We start from the raw sequence: 18,397 nt of genomic DNA on the forward strand, positions 1-18,397 counted from the left end.
GATGATTTCCGCTCCGTTTTCCGGAGTTTCATTCGCCGTGCTGCGCTTTCCGACGTCCCAAACTTTAGCCGAACCCCGCTCCATAAAGCGAATCCAGCCGCAATCCATATAAACGCGCACGACAATCAGCCCCGTGCGAAGACGGGAACAGAAGTACTGGTTCAGAGGATTGGCCACCCCGGGACCGTCCGCGCGAGATGCGTGTCCGGTGCTCCCTGTCGAGCGACCAGTCAACACTACGCCGGACGCCGCCCCCATGCAAATCGTCCCCGCCCGGAGTTCCGGGCGGGGACGATCAGAGCTGGTCGGCAGCCGGCACCGGCGTCAGGCGTTGGTGGGGAAGCCCAGGTTGATGCCACCGTGCGACGGGTCGAGCCAGCGCTGCGTCACGGCCTTGCCGCGGGTGAAGAACTGGACGCCGTCGGCTCCGTACGCGTGGGAGTCGCCGAAGAGCGAGGCCTTCCAGCCGCCGAAGGAGTAGTAGGCGACGGGCACCGGGATCGGCACGTTGATGCCGACCATGCCGACCTCCACCTCGTGCTGGAAGCGGCGGGCCGCGCCACCGTCGTTGGTGAAGATCGCGGTGCCGTTGCCGTAGGGGTTGGAGTTGATCAGCTCCAGGCCCTCCTCGTACGAGGCGACCCGCACGACCGAGAGGACCGGGCCGAAGATCTCGTCGTTGTAGACGGACATGCCCGGCTTGACGTGGTCGAAGAGGGTCGGGCCGAGCCAGAAGCCGTCGGTGGTGGGGGCGCCGGCGGCGTCCTCCGTCGCGATGATGTGCTTTCGGCCGTCCACCGCGAGTTCGGCACCGTCCGCGACGCCGGACTCGACGTACGAGGTGACCTTGTCCCGGTGCTGGCCAGTGACCAGCGGGCCCATCTCGGAGTCGCCGTTGCAGCCCGGGCCGACCTTCAGGGTTGCCATCCGCTGCTTGATCTTCTCGACCAGCTCGTCGCCGATCGGGTCGACCGCGACCAGGACGGAGACGGCCATGCAGCGCTCACCCGCTGAGCCGAAGCCGGCGTTGATGGCGGCGTCGGCGCTGAGGTCGAGATCCGCGTCGGGGAGGACGAGCATGTGGTTCTTGGCGCCGCCGAGCGCCTGCACCCGCTTGCCGTACCGGGTGCCGGTCTCGTAGACGTACCGGGCGATCGGCGTGGAGCCGACGAAGCTGACCGACTTGATGTCGGGGTGCTCCAGCAAGCGGTCCACGGCGACCTTGTCGCCATGGACGACGTTGAACACACCGTCCGGGAGACCGGCTTCCTTGAAGAGCGCCGCCATGAAGTTCGCGGCCGACGGGTCCTTCTCCGACGGCTTGAGCACCACGGTGTTGCCCGCCGCGATGGCGATCGGGAAGAACCAGAGCGGGACCATCGCCGGGAAGTTGAACGGCGAGATGATCGCGACCGGGCCGAGCGGCTGGCGGATCGAGTAGACGTCGATGCCGGTGGAGGCCTGCTCGGTGAAGCCGCCCTTGATCAGCTGCGGGATGCCGCAGGCGTACTCGATGACCTCCTGGCCACGGCCGATCTCGCCGAGCGCGTCCGAGTGCACCTTGCCGTGCTCGGAGACGATGATCGCGGCGAGCTCGTCCTTCCGGGCGTTGAAGAGCTCGCGGAAGGCGAAGAGCACCTGGGTGCGCTTGGCGATCGAGGCGTTGCGCCACTCGGTGAAGGCGGAGGCGGCGGCCGCGACGGCCTGGTCCACCTCGGCGATCCCGGCGAAGTCCACCTGGCCGGTGACCTGGCCGGTGGCCGGGTCGAAGATGTCGCCCCTGCGCGGAGCTGCGCCGGCGGTGGCAACGGCGGCGCCGTTGATCCAGTGGGTGGTGTGCTTGGTCTCGATGGGCTTGCTCAAGGTCGTCTGCCTCCGAAGTCCGTGCGGCACACCGGCCGCCGGCCCTGTCTACGGCACCACCCGACTTCGGCCGGGCGGCGGGATCACGGGGCTACCGCGCTCAACTCCAGTCTGCGGAAAGGGCGGACGCACCTCAACGAGCAGCATGACGGGGATCGGAGATTCAGCCTTACAGGTCGTCGGGTACGCCCAGGTGGAGCCGGGCCGCCGCGTCGTGCAGCGCGAGCTCCAGCAGGACGGGATCGGTCAGCGCGCCCGAGCCGTCCGGCGGGACCAGCCAGCGCACACCGTGGCTGCGTTCGGCGGCGGGATGCGGGATGACGACCCAGGTGCCGTACCCCGCACCGCGCACCCCGGTGCCGATCCACCGACCCGCCGTGCCGACCGGAACCAGGAAGCCCAGGTTCTCGTCCCCGAAGTCGGCGAACACCGGTCCGGCGCCCTTCGGCAGCCTCAACAGGGCCGCAAGGGTCGGCTGCCCGAGGCCGCCGGGGACCAGCAGGACGTCCCAGAGCCGTCCGGCAGGCAGGAGGGTGATGCCGAGCCCAGTGCGTTCCCACTCCAGTCGGCAGTTCGCCGGGTCGGTGGCGGCCTCGGCCAGCCAGTCGACCGCGCTGCCGCGTTGGGTGCTCTCCATGACCCGTCCTCCGCTCGTGGGACTTCTCTTCTGGGAGAGGAGGACAGCGCGGGTCTCTTACACACATCCGAGTAGGCAGAAGGGGCGCACCCGCCAACGGCGAGTGCGCCCCAAGAGGGCGGTCAGCTGTCGAAGCCGAGACCCATCCGGTCCAGCGTCCGCAGCCACAGGTTGCGCCGGCCGCCGTTGCGATCGGAGCGGTCCAGCGACCACTTGGTCATCTCGATCCCGGCCCAGCGCACCGGCTCGGGCGGGAACGGCAGCGGCTTGCTGCGCACCATCTCCAGCGAGGTGCGCTCGGTCAGCTCGCCCGCCAGCAGGTCGAGCATGACCTCCGCCCCGAACCTGGTCGCCCCGACACCGAGACCGGTGAACCCGGCCGCGTACGCGACGCGCCCCCGGTACGCGGTGTCGAAGAAGGCCGAGAAGCGGGTGCAGGTGTCGATCGCACCGCCCCAGGCGTTGGTGAAGCGCACGCCCTCCAGCTGCGGGAAGGTCTGGAAGAAGTGCCGGGCGAGGGTCTGGAAGGTCTCCGGCCGCTGGTCGTACTCGGCGCGCACCCGGCCGCCGTAGTTGTAGACGGCGTCGTAGCCGCCCCACAGGATCCGGTTGTCGGCGGAGAGCCGGAAGTAGTGGAACTGGTTGGCACTGTCGCCGAGGCCCTGACGCCCGCGCCAGCCGATCGAGCCCAGCTGCTCGCCAGTGAGCGGCTCGGTCATCAGCGCGTAGTCGTACACCGGGGCGATGTACGGGCGGACGCGCTTGACCAGCGACGGGAAGACGTTGGTGCCGAGCGCGACCCGGCGGGCGTAGACCCGGCCGTACGAGGTACGGACGGCCATTCCGCTGCCGTACTCGGCCAGGTCGACGGCCTTGGTGCGCTCGAAGACCCGGACGCCCTGGGCCAGGCAGGCCGCCTTCAGGCCCCAGGCCAGCTTGGCGGGGTGGACCATGGCCACCCCTTCCTTGTCCCAGATCCCGCCGAGGAAGGTCGGCGAGTCGACCTGCTCGCGCAGCTGATCGGCGTCGAGGACGGTCAGGTCGAGGCCGTACTCGGCAACCGCCTCGGCGACCTCGTGCAGCTCGGCGAGCTGGTGCGGCTGGGTGGCGATGTCGATCTCGCCGGTGCGTTCCCACTCGCAGTCGAGGTCGTAGCGCTTGACCGCGTCCTCGATGGCCTGCAGGTTGGCCACGCCCTGGCGCTCCAGCTCGCCGAGTTCACCGGGCCAGCGCTGCAGCCCGTTGCCGAAACCGTGGGTAAGGCTGGCGGCACAGAACCCGCCGTTGCGCCCGGAGGCGGCCCACCCCACCTCGTGGCCCTCGATCAGGACGACGTCCAGCGAGGGGTCCCGCTCCTTGGCGATCAGCGCCGTCCAGAGGCCGGAGTAGCCGCCGCCGACCACCAGCAGGTCGCACTTGGTGTCGCCGACCAGGGCGGGCAGGGCCTCCGGCCGCCCCGGGTCTTCGAGCCAGAAAGGGGTGGGCCGAGCATCACTGAGCGCACGGGCAGAGTCCATGCTGTATCAGCTACTTTCTGATCCTTGATGGTGATTTGAGCGTAACAAGAGAGCTGTCGTAGCAGGCCGTGCCACGGAGAGCCCGGTCAGGCCCGCGCCTTCCGACGGTTCGCCAGCCACTGGCCGGCCACCGTGAACACCACCGCGGCGATGAACATCCCGGTGCCGATCACGTTGACCTGCACCGGGATGCCGCGCTGCGAGGCGCCCCAGACGAACATCGGGAAGGTGACCGTGGTGGGGCCCGAGTTGAACTGGGTGATGATGAAGTCGTCGAAGGAGAGCGCGAAGCTGAGCAGCGCGCCGGCGGCGATGCCGGGGGCGACCAGCGGCAGGGTGATCCGCAGGAAGGTCTGGGTCGGGGTGGCGTAGAGGTCCTGGGCGGCCTGCTCCAGCCGGGGGTCCATGCTCATCACGCGCGCCTTGACCGCCGTCACGACGAAGCTGAGGCAGAACATGATGTGCGCGATCAGAATGGTCAGGAAGCCGAACTGGATCCGCATGTTGAGGAAGAGCGTGCCCAGCGAGGCCGCCATGACGACCTCGGGCATCGCCATCGGCAGGAAGATCAGCGCGGTGGTCGCCGCCCGGCCCCGGAAGCGGTAACGGGCCAACGCGAAGGCGACCATGGTGCCCAGAACCGTGGCACCGAGGGTGGCGAGCAGGGCGATCTGGAGGCTGAGCGCGAGCGAGCCGCACATGTCGGCGACGCCGCAGGGGTTGGTCCAGGCGTCGGTGGAGAACTGGGACCACTCGTAGTTGAACTTGCCCACGGGCTTGTTGAACGAGAAGGCCAGCACCACCAGGTTCGGCAGCACCAGGTAGGCCAGGGCGAGAATGCCGGCCAGCACCACCAGGTGCGCGCGGACCCACTTCAGAAGTCGGGACATCAGACCAGCTCCTCCGTTCCGGCCTTGCGCATGTAGACCGTCACCATGCCCAGGATCAGGGCCATCAGGATGAAGCTCAGCGCGGCCGCCGTGGGGTACGCGAGCACGTTCAGGAACTGCTTCTGGATGCCGTTGCCGACCATCTGCTCGCTCGGCGAGCCGAGCAGCTGGGCGTTGATGTAGTCACCGGAGGCCGGGATGAAGGTGAGCAGCGTGCCCGCCACCACACCCGGCAGCGAGATCGGGAAGGTGACCTTGCGGAAGATGGTGAACGGCCGCGCGTACAGGTCGTTCGCCGCCTCGTGCAGGCGCGGGTCGATCCGCTCCAGCGAGGTGTAGAGCGGCAGGATCATGAACGGCAGGAAGTTGTACGTCAGGCCGCAGACCACCGCGAGCGGCGTGGCGAGCACCCGGTGCCCGGAGGTCAGGCCGACCGCGTCGCTGAGGGCCAGCAGGTGCAGGTGGTTGAGCGCGCCGACCACCGGGCCGCCGTCCGAGAGGATGGTCTTCCAGGCGAGGGTGCGGATCAGGAAGCTGGTGAAGAACGGGGCGATCACCAGGATCAGGATGACGTTGCGCCAGCGCTGGTTCGCCTTGAAGGCGATCGTGTACGCGAGCGGGTAGCCGATCGCGAGGCAGAGCACGGTGGCGATCGCCGCGTACGAGAACGAGCGGACGAAGTGCCACTTGTACTCGACCAGCGCGTCCCAGTAGGTGGCGAAGTGCCAGGTGAGCTTGAAGCCCTGTTCCAGCGAGCCGGTCTGCAGGGAGGTGGATCCCTGGTAGACCATCGGGATCGCGAAGAAGACGACCAGCCAGGCGATGCCGGGGAGCAGCAGCCAGTACGCGGTGAGCTTGCGGCGCTTCTTCCGTGCCGCTTCGAGCGGGACGACCTGTGGAGGTGCGGCCTCGGTCGTGGTGGTCATGCCGCGGCCTCCCCGGTGCCGGCGTCGATCGCCTGGGCGGCGTCGAGGCCGAAGGAGTGGGCCGGGTTCCAGTGCAGGACGACGGGGGCGCCGGGGGCTATCCGGATGTCGCGGTCCATGTTCTGCTCGAAGACCGCGATCTCCTGGCCGCCCTCGGAGCGGACCACGTACTGGGTGGAGACGCCGATGAAGCTGGAGTCGACGACGGTGCCCTGGAGCCGGTTGCGGCCCTCGGCGATGTCACCGGTGGCGGAGGCGTGCGCGAGGGTGATCTTCTCGGGCCGGACGCCGAGATAGACCTTGGTGGCGTCGGTCGCGCAGCGGGCCTTGGGCATCGCGAGCCGGACGCCGGAGGCGCTGAGCAGCAGGTCGCCGTCGGCGCTGCCGGTGACCTCGGCGGCGATCAGGTTGGACTGGCCGAGGAAGTTGGCGACGAAGGTGCTGCCCGGGTTCTCGTACAGGTCGGCGGGGGCGCCGAGCTGCTCGACGCGTCCGGCGTTCATCACCGCGATGGTGTCGGCCATGGTCATGGCCTCCTCCTGGTCGTGGGTGACGTGGACGAAGGTGATGCCGACCTCGGTCTGGATGCGCTTGAGCTCAAGCTGCATCTGGCGGCGCAGCTTGAGGTCGAGCGCGCCGAGCGGCTCGTCGAGCAGCAGCACCTGCGGGTGGTTGATCAGGGCGCGGGCGACGGCGACGCGCTGCTGCTGGCCGCCGGAGAGCTGGTGCGGCTTGCGGCGGGCGTACTGGCCGAGCTCGACGAGTTCGAGCATGGACTCGACCTGCTTCTTGACGTCCTTCTTGCCCCGGCGGCGGAGGCCGAAGGCGACGTTCTCGAAGATGTCGAGGTGCGGGAAGAGCGCGTAGCTCTGGAAGACAGTGTTCACCGGCCGCTTGTAGGGGGGCAGGTCGGTGACGTCCTGGCCACCGATCAGCACGGTGCCGCTGGTGGGCTCCTCCAGGCCGGCGATCATGCGCAGCGTGGTGGTCTTGCCACAGCCGGACGCGCCGAGCAGGGCGAAGAACGAGCCCTGGGGCACCGTCAGGTCCAGCGGTTGGACGGCGGTGAAGTCGCCGTAGGTCTTGCCGATGCCGGTGAGGCGGACGTCTCCGCCGGCGGTCGCCGCTTCGGGCTGCTGCTCAGTCATGGTGTCTCTCTGTCAATGGCCGTACAGATACCAGGGGCCGTGCTTGGGGGAGGTCAGGCGCCGATCAGCCTGGAGAACTTCTCCTCGAAGTCGCTCTCCTCGGCCTCGGTCAGGCTCCGGAAGACGTGGACCTTTGCGGCCATCTCCGGGGTGGGGATGACCAGCGGGTTCGACGCCGCGTCAGGGGCGAGCTTGACGAGCTCGTCCTTCACGCCGGTGACCGGGGACACGTATCCGATGCCTGCCGTGAGTTCGGCCGCGATCTTCGGCTGATAGTAGAAGTCGATCAGCCGTTCGGCGTTCTTCTTGTGCTGCGCCTTGGCCGGGATCAGCAGGTTGTCGGTGGAGGCGACATAGCCCTGATCGGGGATGACGAACTCGATGTCGGGGTTGTCGGCCCGTAGCTGGATCAGGTCGCCGCCCCAGGCGAGGCAGGCCGCGATGTCGCCGGAGGAGAGCTCCTGGCCGTAGTCGTTGCCGGTGAACTTGCGGATCTGCTTGTCGTCCACGCCCTTCTGCAGGCGGGCGATGGCCGCGTTGTAGTCGTCGGCGGTGAACTTCGCCGGGTCCTTGCCCTGCTCCAGCAGGACCATCCCGATGGTGTCGCGCATCTCGGAGAGGAAGGTGACCCGGCCCTTGAGCTCGGGGTCGTCGAGCAGTTGGGAGACGCTGCTGACGACCTTCCCCTTGGTCGCCTTCTTGTTGTAGGCGACCACCACCTGGATCCCGGCCCAGGGGTAGGAGTACAGCCGGCCCGGGTCCCAGTCGGGGGCCCGGAACCTGGCCTCCAGGTTGGTGATGGCGGTGGTGACGTTGGCCATCTCCAGCTTCTGCGCCCAGCCGAGCCGGATCAGCTTCCCGGCCATCCAGTCGGTCAGCACCATCAGGTCGCGGCCGGTGTCCTGGCCGGCCGCGAGCTGGGGCTTGACCTTGCCGAAGAACTCGACGTTGTCGTTGATGTCCTCGTTGTAGCGGACCTTGACACCGGTGGCGGCGGTGAACTCGTCCAGGCTGGGGTGCTTGTCCTTGTTCTTGTCGTCCACGTCGATGTAGAGCGGCCAGTTGGAGAAGTTGACCACCTTCTCCGAGTCGGACAGGTCCTTGGCGGAGTTCACCGGGGAGTCACCGGTGGCGGAGGTCGTCCTGGCGGGCGGGATGCCGCAGGCGGCGAGGGAGCCGGCGCCGGCCGCGAGGGCGGTGGCGCGTAGCAGGGTCCGGCGGGTCATCGCGGCCCGGCCGTTGGTCAGACTGCGTTCCCAGGCCTTGCGGACCGGCTCCGGCAGACCGTCGGCTATCTCGTGGAGCTCCATGCGGGGACACCCTCCTGGGGGAAGAGGCTGGGAGACGACGGGGGTTATCTGTCTCCGAAGATCGTGCGGTGCCAGTCCTTGCGGGCGACCGCCGTGGTGTCGAACATGACGTGCTTGACCTGCGTGTACTCGTCCAGCGAGTACTGCGACATGTCCTTGCCGTAGCCGGAGGACTTGTAGCCGCCGTGCGGCATCTCGCTGAGGATCGGGATGTGGTCGTTGACCCAGACGCAGCCCGCCGCGATCTCGCGGGTGGCGCGCAGCGAGCGGTGGATGTCCCTGGTCCAGGCGGAGGCGGCCAGGCCGTAGGGGGTGTCGTTGGCCAGCCGCAGGCCCTCGTCGTCGGAGTCGAAGGGCAGTGCGACCAGCACCGGGCCGAAGATCTCGCCCTGCACCACCTCGCTGTCCTGCGCGACGCCGGTGATCAGGGTCGGGCGGTAGTAGGCGCCGAGCGAGAGGTCGGTGCCGTCGTGGCCCTTGGCCGGGGCCTGACCGCCCGTCACGACGTTGGCGCCGTAGCCCCGGGCCCGCTCGACGAAGCCGGCCACCCGGTCCCGGTGGGTGTACGAGACCAGCGGGCCGAGGTCGGTCTGCGGGTTGAGCGGATCGCCGAGGCGGATCGCCGCGAACAATTCGGCGACGCCCGCCACGAAGGCGTCGTACAGCGGGCGCTGCACATAGGCGCGGGTGGCGGCAGTGCAGTCCTGGCCGCTGTTGATCAGCGAGGCGGCGACCGCGCCGTGTACGGCGGCGTCCAGGTCGGCGTCGTCGAAGACCACGAACGGGGCCTTGCCGCCCAGTTCGAGGTGGGTGCGCTTGACGGTGTCGGTGGCGAGCTGGGCGACCCGCTTGCCGACGGGCGTGGAGCCGGTGAACGAGACCATCGCGACGTCCGGGTGGGAGACCAGACGCTCGCCGGCGGTACGTCCGGCGCCGGTGAGGACGTTGACCACGCCGTCGGGGATGCCCGCGTCGGTGCAGGCCTGCGCGAACATCAGCGAGGTGAGCGGGGTCAGCTCGGCGGGCTTGAGCACGATGGTGTTGCCCGCCGCGACGGCCGGGAGGATCTTCCAGGCCGCCATCTGCAGCGGGTAGTTCCACGGCGCGATCGAGCCGACCACGCCGATCGCCTCGCGGCGGACGTACGAGGTGTGGTCGCCGGAGTACTCCCCCGCCGCCTTTCCCTCCAGATTGCGGGCCGCGCCGGCGAAGAACGCGGTGTTGTCGATCGTGCCGGGCACGTCGAACTCGGTGGAGAGCTTGATCGGCTTTCCGGTCTGCGCCGTCTCGACCCGGGCGAACTCCTCGGCCCGGTCGGCGAGGATGCCGGCCAGCCTGAGCAGCGCCGCCGAGCGGGCGCCGGGGGTGGCGGCCGCCCACTCGGGCAGTGCCGCCCTCGCCGCCGCGACGGCGGTGTCGACGTCAGCGGTGGAGGCCAGCGTGACCTGCTGGACCACGCTGCCGTCGGCGGGGTTGACGACCTGGAAAGGCTCGGTGCCGGTGCCCTCGGTCAAACGGCCCGCGATGTACTGCGCGCCCGCGCCGAAGCTGGTCAGGTCCATCAGATTTCCTCCATTTGCCCGGTTCATCCGCTGTCTGTCCTACGCCGGCTGTCCTGCTGCCGAGGGGTGAGTGTGGGGGGATGACTGATCGTCATGCTGCACGCATCGATCGGCTTGACGGCGCACTGCGGGCGGTCGTCCGGGTTCGGGTCGCGGCAGTGCGGGCATCCGGCGGATGGCCGGGTTTTGCGCGATCCTGACAGCCTCAGCAGGAGCCCACAAGGGATTCCGCTGTTGCTTTCTGGTTACGCAACGGATTCCGACAATTACGCCCGTACCGCGCTACGGCTGACTCGCTGACGATGCCCCGTGCGGCCTACAGGTGACAAGGGTCACTGCGACAAGCCACCCGGCAACGGCCTTACACAGTGCAAGGCGCAGCTGGGGGCGACAGACCGTCGCCACCAGGGATGATTCACCTGACACTCTGAACCCCCATGGAGGCCCGCCGTGCTCCCCACCGTCGCCCGTGTGCTCGAGCTGGACGCGATGCGGCGTGGTCTGCCCCAGGTGGTGGCGGGCGCCGACCACCTGGAGCGCCCGATCCGCTGGGTGCACGTCAGCGAACTTCCCGACGTCGCCGGGATGCTGCAGGGCGGCGAACTGGTGCTGACCACCGGCATCGCGCTGCCCGAGGACCGCGAGGGGCTGGCCCGGTACGTCCGGGAGCTGGACGAGGTCGGGGTCGCGGGGCTGGTCGTGGAGTTCGGGCGGCGGTACTTCGACAACCTGCCCCGGGCCCTGGTGCACGCCGCCGAGCAGCGCGGGCTGCCGCTGATCGCGCTCCGCCGGGAGGTACGGTTCGTCGCCGTCACCGAGGCCGTGCACGCGCTGGTGGTCAACGCCCAGCTGGAGCAGCTGCGCACCTCGGAGGCGGTGCACCAGGTCTTCAACGAGCTGGCCGTCGAGGGCGCCGAGCCCGGCGAGGTGGTCCGCCAGGTCGCGATGATGGCCGGCGCGCCCGTGGTCCTGGAGAACCTGGCCCACCAGGTGCTCGCCCACGACCCCGCCGGACACCACGAGGCGGAGCTGCTGGAGAGCTGGGAACGCCGCTCACGCGGAGTCCGTCCGCCGGGCCGGACGGGCTACGACCCGCGCAGCGGCTGGCTGGTCACCACCGTGGGGGCGCGCGGCCAGGACTGGGGGCGGCTGGTCCTGGTGAACGACCCCGGCCCGCTGCCCGCCGAGACCGCCCACCCGTACGCGATGCTGCTGGAACGCGGCGCGGCGACGCTGGCGCTGAACCGGCTGGTGGTCCGCGACCGGGAGAGCCTGGAGCGGCAGACCCACCGGACCCTGCTCTCGGGCATCCTGACGCACTCGCTGACCGTCTCGGAGGTCGCGCTGCGGGCCCAGGCGCTGGGCGTACCGCTGGAGAGCCGACGGCTGGTCGGCGTGGTGCTGCGCGAGCGCCGGGGTCCGAGCCCGGCCGCGCTGGAGGCGCAGGCCCGGCTGCGCGACTTCGCCGAGCTGGCCGCCACCGCGATCCGGACCTGCCGGCTCTCCGCGCTGGTCGGCGCGCTCGACGACGAGGGCGTCGGCCTGCTGATCGCGCTCGGCTCGCAGCAGGACGAACACTCCGCCCTGGAGACGTTCGCCGCCGCGCTGCGCAAACTGGCCGCCGACAGCTCCCGGGGCGGCCCCGCCCCGGAACCGGTGATCGCGGTCGGCTCGTCCGTCGGCTCCGTCCGGGACGCCCGGCGCACCCTGCTGGAGGCAACGCAGGTCGCCGACGCCGCCCTGCACGACGCGCCCGGCGGCCGGGCCGCCGCGTACTACCGCCTCCCGGACGTCCGGCTGCGCGGCCTGCTGCACCTGCTGCGGGACGACGCCCGGCTCCAGACGTACGTGGAACGCGAGCTGGGCCCGCTGCTCGCGTACGACGCCGAGCACGGCAGCCAGCTGGTGCAGATGCTGCGGATCTACCTCGAACAGGGCCGGAACAAGTCGGCGGCGGCGGACGCGGCGCACCTGTCCCGGCCGTCGTTCTACGACCGGCTGCACAAGGTCGAGCGGATCCTCGCGGTGGACCTGGACCAGGTGGAGTCCTGCCTCTCGCTGCACGTCGCGCTGCTGGCGCTGGACGCGGTCCGCCGCTGAGGTTGATGCTCTAAACGCCCGCGACCTGGCCCCAGATCTGGTGGAAGTCCGGGCGTTCGGCCGCCGTGACGTCGCGCATGGTCTGGAGCTTGGCGCGGATCTCGGCACCGGGGAAGATCAGCGGCTCGTCGGCGAGCGCGGCGGTGTCGGGGTCGGTGCTCCTGGCGAGCACCTCGCGGGCGGCCGGGACCGGGCAGATGTACTGGACGAACGCGGTCAGCTGGGCAGCGACCTCGGGCTGGTAGTAGTAGTCCATCAGGCGCTCAGCGTTGCTCTTGTGGTCGGCCCGGTTCGGGATCATCAGGCTCTCGGCCCAGAGTTCCGCGCCCTCCTCCGGGACGACGAACTCGATGTCGGGGTTCTGGGCCCGCAGCTGGATCACGTCACCCGAGTACGCCTGACAGGCCACCGCCGCGCCCGAGGCCAGGTCGCTGGTGTAGTCGTTGCCGGTGAAGCGGCGGATGTGCTTGGTGTCGACCAACTTCTGCACCTGGTTCATCGCCTTGTGCGCGTCGTCGGCGGTGAACTTGGCGATGTTGGCGCCATTGGCCAGCATCAGCAGCCCGAGCGCCTCGTCCATCCCGGCGAACAGCGTGATCCGCCCCCTGAGGTCGGGCGCCCAGAGGTCGCTGGTGCGCTTGATCTCCCGCCCGAGGGTCTTGCGGTTGTACGCGATCCCGGTGATGCCGGACTGCCAGGGCACGCTGTGCGAGCGGTCGGGGTCGAAGGCGGGGTGGCTGAGCTGCGGGTCCAGGTACTTGGTGACGTTCGGCAGGTTCGCCTTGTCCAGCGTCTCCACCCACCCGAGCGCTACATACCGGCCGGCCATCCAGTCGCTGATCACCATCAGGTCGCGCCCGGGGTCGCCGCCCTGGGCGAGTACCGGGCTGATCTTGCCGAAGAACTCGTCGTTGTCGTTGATGTCCTCGGTGTACGTGACGGCTATCCCGGTGCGCTTCTGGAACTCCTCCAGGGTCGGCCGCTTTCCGGTCTTGTCCACGTCGATGTACTGCGTCCAGTTGGAGAAGTTGAGCGACTTGTCCCGGTCCGAGCGATCGGCTGCGGTGCGACGCTCCTCCGGTACGTACGCGGCGGGGATGCCGCAGGCGGACAGACCGCCCAGGCCGAGCAGGCCGAAGGCACCGAGGGCGGAGCGACGGGACAGGGTGGCACTACGCATGAGGGATCGTCTCCGGGCATGGGGGAGGAACGGCCCCGGGCGGCAGGTGCCCGGGGCCGTAATGCTGCTGACGGTCAGACGGTGTGGGCGTCCGCGAGGGTGAGCACCTCGTCCAGGATCGCCAGACCGGCCTTGGCCTCCTCCTCGGTGACCGTGCACGGCGGTACCACGTGGAAGCGGTTCATGTTGACGAAGGGCCAGAGACCGCGCTGCTTGCAGGCGGCGGCCAGCTCGGCCATCGGCGCGTTGGCGGCGCCGGCGGCGTTGTACGGCACCAGCGGCTCGCGGGTCTCCCGGTTCTTCACCAGGTCGAGCGCCCAGAAGACGCCGAGCCCGCGCACCTCGCCGATCGAGGGGTGACGCTCCGCCAGCTCGCGCAGGCCGGGGCCGAGCACGTTCTCGCCGATCTGCTTCGCGTTCTCGACGATGCCCTCCTCCGCCATCGCATTGATGGTGGCCACGGCGGAGGCACAGGCCAGCGGGTGGCCCGAGTAGGTGAGCCCGCCCGGGAACGGACGCTCGGCGAAGGTCGCCGCGATCTCGGCGGAGATCGCCACGCCACCCAGCGGCACGTAGCCGGAGTTGACGCCCTTGGCGAAGGTCAGCAGGTCCGGGACGACACCCCAGTGGTCGGCGGCGAACCACTCACCCGTACGGCCGAAGCCGGCCATCACCTCGTCCAGGATGAAGACGATCCCGTACCGGTCGCAGATCTCCCGGACCCCCGCGAGGTAGCCGGCCGGCGGGATCAGGATGCCGGCGGTGCCGACCACGGTCTCCAGGATGATCGCCGCGACCGTACCGGGCCCCTCGAACGCCACCACCTGCTCCAGGTGCTGCAGCGCGCGCTCGCACTCCTGCGCCTCGTTCTCGGCGTGGAAGTTGGACCGGTAGGCGTACGGGCCCCAGAAGTGCACGACGCCGGAGACGCCGGTCTCGTTCGCCCAGCGGCGCGGGTCACCCGTCAGGGCGATCGCGTTGGCGGTGGCGCCGTGGTACGAGCGGTAGGTGGACATCACCTTCTGGCGGCCGGTGTGCAGCCGGGCCATCCGGATCGCGTTCTCGACCGCCTCGGCGCCGCCGTTGGTGAAGAAGATCTTGTCCAGGTCGCCCGGGGTCCGCTCGGCGATCAACCGGGCGGCCTCACTACGGGCCTCGACCGCGAAGCCGGGCGCGATGGTGCACATCTTCGCCGCCTGCTCCTGGATCGCGGCGACGACCTTCGGGTGCTGGTGCCCGATGTTGGTGTTCACCAGCTGCGAGGAGAAGTCGAGGTAGCGGTTGCCCTCGTAGTCCCAGAAGTACGAGCCCTCGGCGCCGGCCACCGCGAGGGGGTCGATCAGTGCCTGGGCGGACCACGAGTGGAAGACGTGCGCGCTATCGGCGGCCTTGACTGCCTGTCCTGCGGCTGAGTCAGCGGTGGGGATGCTCATGCCGTAAGCCTAGGGAACCGCTGCGGCGACTTGCAGCTGCATCTTGTCAGGCGGTCACCGCGTCGGCCGACACCCTGACAGCTCACCGCAGACACCGAAGGGGCGCGGGGCCCAGAGCCCCGCGCCCCCGGAGGAGCTACTAGATCGCCGTCATGACGTGCTTCACGCGGGTGTAGTCCTCGAAGCCGTACGACGAGAGGTCCTTGCCGTAGCCGGACTTCTTGAAGCCACCGTGCGGCATCTCGGCGACCAGCGGGATGTGGGTGTTGATCCAGACACAGCCGAAGTCCAGGCGGCGGGACATCCGCATGGCCCGTGCGTGGTCCTTCGTCCAGACGGAGGAGGCGAGAGCGAAGTCCACCCCGTTGGCGTACGCGACGGCCTGCTCCTCGTCGGAGAACTTCTGCACGGTGATGACCGGGCCGAAGACCTCGTTCTGGATGATCTCGTCGTCCTGGTTCAGGCCCGAGACGACGGTCGGCGCGTAGAAGTAGCCGACCTCGCCGACCCGGTGGCCACCGGCCTCGACCTTGGCGTGCGAAGGGAGGCGCTCGATGAAGCCGGACACCTGCTTGAGCTGGTTGGCGTTGTTCAGCGGGCCGTACAGGACGTCCTCGTCGTCGATGCCGCCGGTCTTGGTGTCGGCGGCGGCCTTGGCGAGCGCGGTGACGAAGTCGTCGTGGATGGACTCGTGCACCAGGACGCGGGTCGCGGCGGTGCAGTCCTGGCCGGCGTTGAAGAAGCCCGCCACCGAGATGCCCTCGACGGCCTCGGCGATGTCGGCGTCCTCGAAGACCACGACCGGGGCCTTGCCGCCCAGCTCCAGGTGGACGCGCTTGACGTCCTTGGAGGCGGACTCGGCGACCTGGATGCCGGCTCGGACGGAGCCGGTGATGGAGGCCATGGCCGGGGTGTGGTGCTCGACCATCAGCTTGCCGGTCTCGCGGTCGCCGCAGATCACGTTGAAGATGCCGGCCGGCAGCTCCATGTCCTTGAGGATGCCGCCGATGATCTCGGCGAGCAGCACGGTGGAGGCCGGGGTGGTGTCGGAGGGCTTGAGGACGACCGCGTTGCCCGCCGCGATGGCCGGGGCGAACTTCCAGACGGCCATCATCATCGGGTAGTTCCACGGCGCGACCTGCGCGCAGACGCCGACCGGCTCGCGGCGGACGATCGAGGTCATCCCGTCCATGTACTCGCCTGCGGCCTTGCCCTCGAGCAGGCGGGCGGCACCGGCGAAGAAGCGGATCTGGTCGGCCATCGGGCCGATCTCCTCGGACTTGGTCAGCCCGCGCGGCTTGCCGGTGTTGCGACACTCCGCGTCGACCAGCTCGTCGGCGCGCGCCTCGACCGCGTCCGCGATCTTCAGCAGCAGCCGCTGCCGGGTGCTCGGGGTGGAGTCACGCCAGATCGGGAAGGCGGTGGCGGCCGACGCCATGGCGGCGTCCACGTCGGCGGAGCCGGACAGCGGCGAGGTCGCGTACGCCTGGCCGGTGGTCGGGTCGACGATCTCCAGCGTGCGGCCGTCAGCCGCATCGACGAACTCACCGTTGATGTAGTTGCGCAGCGTACGAAGCTCGCTCACGGGTCTCTCCTCGGTCTGGGCCTGCCACGTTGCAGAACCGGCGCCAGGGTACCGGGCGCCGAGTGGCCGGGCCACGGAAGCCGCGGTCCACTGGTTCTGGTGTGGACGCCTGCGCGTACACCAGAACAGGGTACCTCGCACCCTGCCGGTATCGGCAGGCAGGAATCAGGAACGCAACGTATTCCGTATGCAATTTTCGAAACGACGACGAAATCAGTAGCCGGACAGCTTGCAACCCGCAGATCGATCAGGCACAGTGGCGTCGTGGCCAACCGCGACCGGAACGCCAGCGTTCCCCTTGATGCCGCCTCCAAGGCGATCATCGAGCAGCTCCAGGAGGACGGGCGCCGCCCGTACGCCGCCATCGGCAAGGCCGTCGGCCTGTCCGAGGCAGCGGTACGGCAGCGGGTCCAGAAGCTGCTCGACCAAGGCGTGATGCAGATCGTCGCCGTCACCGACCCCCTCACCGTCGGGTTCACCCGCCAGGCGATGGTCGGGATTCGCGTCGAAGGTGACGTCGAGCTCGTCGCCGACGCGCTGGCCGCCCTCGACGAGGTCGACTACGTCGTCTGCACCGCAGGCTCGTTCGATCTGCTGGCCGAGCTGGTCTGCGAGGACGACGAGCACCTGCTCGAAATGATCAACAAGCGCATCCGCGCCCTTCCCGGCGTGCGGAGCACCGAGAGCTTCGTTTACCTGAAACTCCGGAAACAGACCTACACCTGGGGCACCAGATGACAGCCGACCCGGCGCAGAAGGACCTTTCCAAGACCGCCTACGACCACCTGTGGATGCACTTCACCCGCATGTCGTCGTACGAGAACTCCCCCGTACCGACCATCGTCAAGGGCGAGGGCACGTACATCTGGGACTCCAACGGCAAGAAGTACCTCGACGGCCTCGCCGGCCTGTTCGTGGTCAACGCCGGCCACGGCCGGCGCGAGCTTGCCGAGGTGGCCGCCAAGCAGGCCGCCGAGCTGGCCTTCTTCCCGGTGTGGAGCTACGCCCACCCGAAGGCCATCGAGCTGGCCGAGCGCCTCGCCAACTACGCCCCGGGCGACCTGAACAAGGTCTTCTTCTCCACCGGTGGCGGCGAGGCCGTCGAGACCGCCTGGAAGCTGGCCAAGCAGTTCTTCAAGCTGACCGGCAAGCCGACCAAGCACAAGGTCATCTCGCGGGCCGTCGCCTACCACGGCACCCCGCAGGGCGCCCTCTCCATCACCGGCCTGCCGGGCCTGAAGGCCCCGTTCGAGCCGCTGGTGCCGGGCACCTTCCGCGCCCCGAACACCAACATCTACCGCGCCCCGGCGTTCCTCGAGAGCGCCGACGGCACGGTCGACCCCGAGGCGTACGGCCGCTGGTGCGCCGACGAGATCGAGGTCGCGATCCTCAACGAGGGCGCCGACACCGTCGCCGCCGTCTTCCTGGAGCCGGTGCAGAACGCCGGTGGCTGCTTCCCGCCGCCGCCCGGGTACTTCCAGCGCGTGCGCGAGATCTGCGACCGCCACGACGTGCTGCTCGTCTCGGACGAGGTCATCTGTGCCTTCGGCCGCCTGGGCACCATGTTCGGCGCCGACAAGTTCGGCTACCAGCCCGACATGATCACCTGCGCCAAGGGCATGACCTCGGGTTACTCCCCGATCGGCGCCACGATCATCTCGGACCGCCTGGCGGAGCCGTTCTACAAGGGTGACAACACCTTCCTGCACGGCTACACCTTCGGTGGCCACCCGGTCTCCTCGGCGGTGGCACTGGCCAACCTCGACATCTTCGAGCGCGAGGGCCTGAACCAGAAGGTCCTGGACAACGAGTCCGCCTTCCTCGGCACCCTGAACAAGCTGCGCGACCTGCCGATCGTCGGCGACGTGCGTGGCAACGGGTACTTCTACGGCATCGAGCTCGTGAAGGACAAGGTCACCAAGGAGTCGTTCAACGACGACGAGGTCGAGCGCGTGCTCTACGGCTTCCTGTCGAAGGCGCTCTTCGACAACGGCCTGTACTGCCGCGCCGACGACCGTGGCGACCCGGTCATCCAGCTGGCTCCGCCGCTGATCTCCGACCAGTCGACCTTCGACGAGATCGAGCAGATCCTGCGGGTCAGCCTGACCGACGCCTGGGCCAAGATCTGATCAGCTGATCTTTCTGTCCCACTCTCCGCCGAAGGGCGGTCCCACAAGGGACCGCCCTTCGGTGTTTTTCCGGACCCAACACGCCGGATTCGCGGCATTTTGCCCACTGATGGGTCA

At 69.2% G+C, this 18,397-nt stretch carries 14 protein-coding genes; 3 read left to right on the forward strand and 11 right to left on the reverse strand.

Translation table 11 applies throughout. From position 1 onward, the window contains the following. Window positions 1-324 precede the first annotated feature (324 nt). The 8 genes from P3T29_RS22580 to P3T29_RS22615 form a co-directional block, all read right to left on the reverse strand. On the reverse strand, window positions 325-1,851 hold the full coding sequence (locus P3T29_RS22580; protein WP_280718484.1) for a CoA-acylating methylmalonate-semialdehyde dehydrogenase: 1,527 nt from the start codon (window positions 1,849-1,851) through the stop codon (window positions 325-327). A 181-nt stretch (window positions 1,852-2,032) separates the two neighbouring features. After that, complete coding sequence (locus P3T29_RS22585; RefSeq protein ID WP_280718394.1) at window positions 2,033-2,500, reverse strand: hypothetical protein; 468 nt, start codon at window positions 2,498-2,500, stop codon at window positions 2,033-2,035. Window positions 2,501-2,622: 122 nt separating this feature from the next. Then, window positions 2,623-4,017 (reverse strand): FAD-dependent oxidoreductase, encoded by a 1,395-nt coding sequence (locus P3T29_RS22590; protein WP_280718395.1) that lies wholly within the window; start codon window positions 4,015-4,017, stop codon window positions 2,623-2,625. A gap of 86 nt (window positions 4,018-4,103) precedes the next feature. After that, on the reverse strand, window positions 4,104-4,907 hold the full coding sequence (locus tag P3T29_RS22595; protein WP_280718396.1) for an ABC transporter permease: 804 nt from the start codon (window positions 4,905-4,907) through the stop codon (window positions 4,104-4,106). Further along, window positions 4,907-5,833, reverse strand: coding sequence for an ABC transporter permease (locus P3T29_RS22600; RefSeq protein ID WP_280718397.1), 927 nt, complete (start codon window positions 5,831-5,833; stop codon window positions 4,907-4,909). Before P3T29_RS22600 ends, P3T29_RS22595 begins: the two co-directional genes overlap by 1 nt. Next, complete coding sequence (locus P3T29_RS22605) at window positions 5,830-6,981, reverse strand: ABC transporter ATP-binding protein (RefSeq protein ID WP_280718398.1); 1,152 nt, start codon at window positions 6,979-6,981, stop codon at window positions 5,830-5,832. The genes P3T29_RS22600 and P3T29_RS22605 overlap by 4 nt, the downstream gene beginning before the upstream one ends. A 53-nt stretch (window positions 6,982-7,034) precedes the next feature. Beyond that, entirely contained in the window at window positions 7,035-8,291 is a 1,257-nt protein-coding gene (locus P3T29_RS22610; protein WP_280718399.1) for a spermidine/putrescine ABC transporter substrate-binding protein, read from the reverse strand. A gap of 44 nt (window positions 8,292-8,335) precedes the next feature. Next, window positions 8,336-9,853, reverse strand: a complete 1,518-nt coding sequence (locus P3T29_RS22615; protein ID WP_280718400.1) for a gamma-aminobutyraldehyde dehydrogenase — start codon at window positions 9,851-9,853, stop codon at window positions 8,336-8,338. A 450-nt stretch (window positions 9,854-10,303) separates the two neighbouring features. Between P3T29_RS22615 and P3T29_RS22620 the strand changes: the two genes are divergently transcribed. Continuing rightward, window positions 10,304-11,953, forward strand: a complete 1,650-nt coding sequence (locus P3T29_RS22620) for a PucR family transcriptional regulator (protein WP_280718401.1) — start codon at window positions 10,304-10,306, stop codon at window positions 11,951-11,953. A 10-nt stretch (window positions 11,954-11,963) separates the two neighbouring features. Here P3T29_RS22620 and P3T29_RS22625 read toward each other — a convergent pair whose 3' ends face one another. The 3 genes from P3T29_RS22625 to P3T29_RS22635 form a co-directional block, all read right to left on the reverse strand. Continuing rightward, complete coding sequence (locus tag P3T29_RS22625; protein ID WP_280718403.1) at window positions 11,964-13,133, reverse strand: spermidine/putrescine ABC transporter substrate-binding protein; 1,170 nt, start codon at window positions 13,131-13,133, stop codon at window positions 11,964-11,966. Window positions 13,134-13,207: 74 nt separating this feature from the next. After that, window positions 13,208-14,566, reverse strand: a complete 1,359-nt coding sequence (locus tag P3T29_RS22630; protein ID WP_280718404.1) for an aspartate aminotransferase family protein — start codon at window positions 14,564-14,566, stop codon at window positions 13,208-13,210. Between the two features lie 139 nt (window positions 14,567-14,705). Further along, on the reverse strand, window positions 14,706-16,151 hold the full coding sequence (locus P3T29_RS22635) for a gamma-aminobutyraldehyde dehydrogenase (RefSeq protein WP_280718405.1): 1,446 nt from the start codon (window positions 16,149-16,151) through the stop codon (window positions 14,706-14,708). 264 nt (window positions 16,152-16,415) lie between these two features. Here P3T29_RS22635 and P3T29_RS22640 point away from each other — a divergent pair, with 264 nt between their 5' ends. Beyond that, entirely contained in the window at window positions 16,416-16,889 is a 474-nt protein-coding gene (locus P3T29_RS22640) for an Lrp/AsnC family transcriptional regulator (RefSeq protein ID WP_280718406.1), read from the forward strand. Beyond that, window positions 16,886-18,280, forward strand: a complete 1,395-nt coding sequence (locus P3T29_RS22645; RefSeq protein WP_280718407.1) for an aspartate aminotransferase family protein — start codon at window positions 16,886-16,888, stop codon at window positions 18,278-18,280. Before P3T29_RS22640 ends, P3T29_RS22645 begins: the two co-directional genes overlap by 4 nt. Window positions 18,281-18,397 lie beyond the last annotated feature (117 nt).

The sequence above is a fragment of the Kitasatospora sp. MAP5-34 genome (assembly GCF_029894335.1).
GTDB lineage: Bacteria > Actinomycetota > Actinomycetes > Streptomycetales > Streptomycetaceae > Kitasatospora.

What these genes read in the sequence shown, in the direction of transcription:
- P3T29_RS22585 (WP_280718394.1), bottom strand. Translation starts at nt 2,500, where the DNA reads ATGGAGAGCACCCAACGCGGCAGCGCGGTCGACTGGCTGGCCGAGGCC.
- P3T29_RS22590 (WP_280718395.1), bottom strand. Translation starts at nt 4,017, where the DNA reads ATGGACTCTGCCCGTGCGCTCAGTGATGCTCGGCCCACCCCTTTCTGG.
- P3T29_RS22595 (WP_280718396.1), bottom strand. Translation starts at nt 4,907, where the DNA reads ATGTCCCGACTTCTGAAGTGGGTCCGCGCGCACCTGGTGGTGCTGGCC.
- P3T29_RS22600 (WP_280718397.1), bottom strand. Translation starts at nt 5,833, where the DNA reads ATGACCACCACGACCGAGGCCGCACCTCCACAGGTCGTCCCGCTCGAA.
- P3T29_RS22605 (WP_280718398.1), bottom strand. Translation starts at nt 6,981, where the DNA reads ATGACTGAGCAGCAGCCCGAAGCGGCGACCGCCGGCGGAGACGTCCGC.
- P3T29_RS22610 (WP_280718399.1), bottom strand. Translation starts at nt 8,291, where the DNA reads ATGGAGCTCCACGAGATAGCCGACGGTCTGCCGGAGCCGGTCCGCAAG.
- P3T29_RS22615 (WP_280718400.1), bottom strand. Translation starts at nt 9,853, where the DNA reads ATGGACCTGACCAGCTTCGGCGCGGGCGCGCAGTACATCGCGGGCCGT.
- P3T29_RS22625 (WP_280718403.1), bottom strand. Translation starts at nt 13,133, where the DNA reads ATGCGTAGTGCCACCCTGTCCCGTCGCTCCGCCCTCGGTGCCTTCGGC.
- P3T29_RS22630 (WP_280718404.1), bottom strand. Translation starts at nt 14,566, where the DNA reads ATGAGCATCCCCACCGCTGACTCAGCCGCAGGACAGGCAGTCAAGGCC.
- P3T29_RS22645 (WP_280718407.1), top strand. Translation starts at nt 16,886, where the DNA reads ATGACAGCCGACCCGGCGCAGAAGGACCTTTCCAAGACCGCCTACGAC.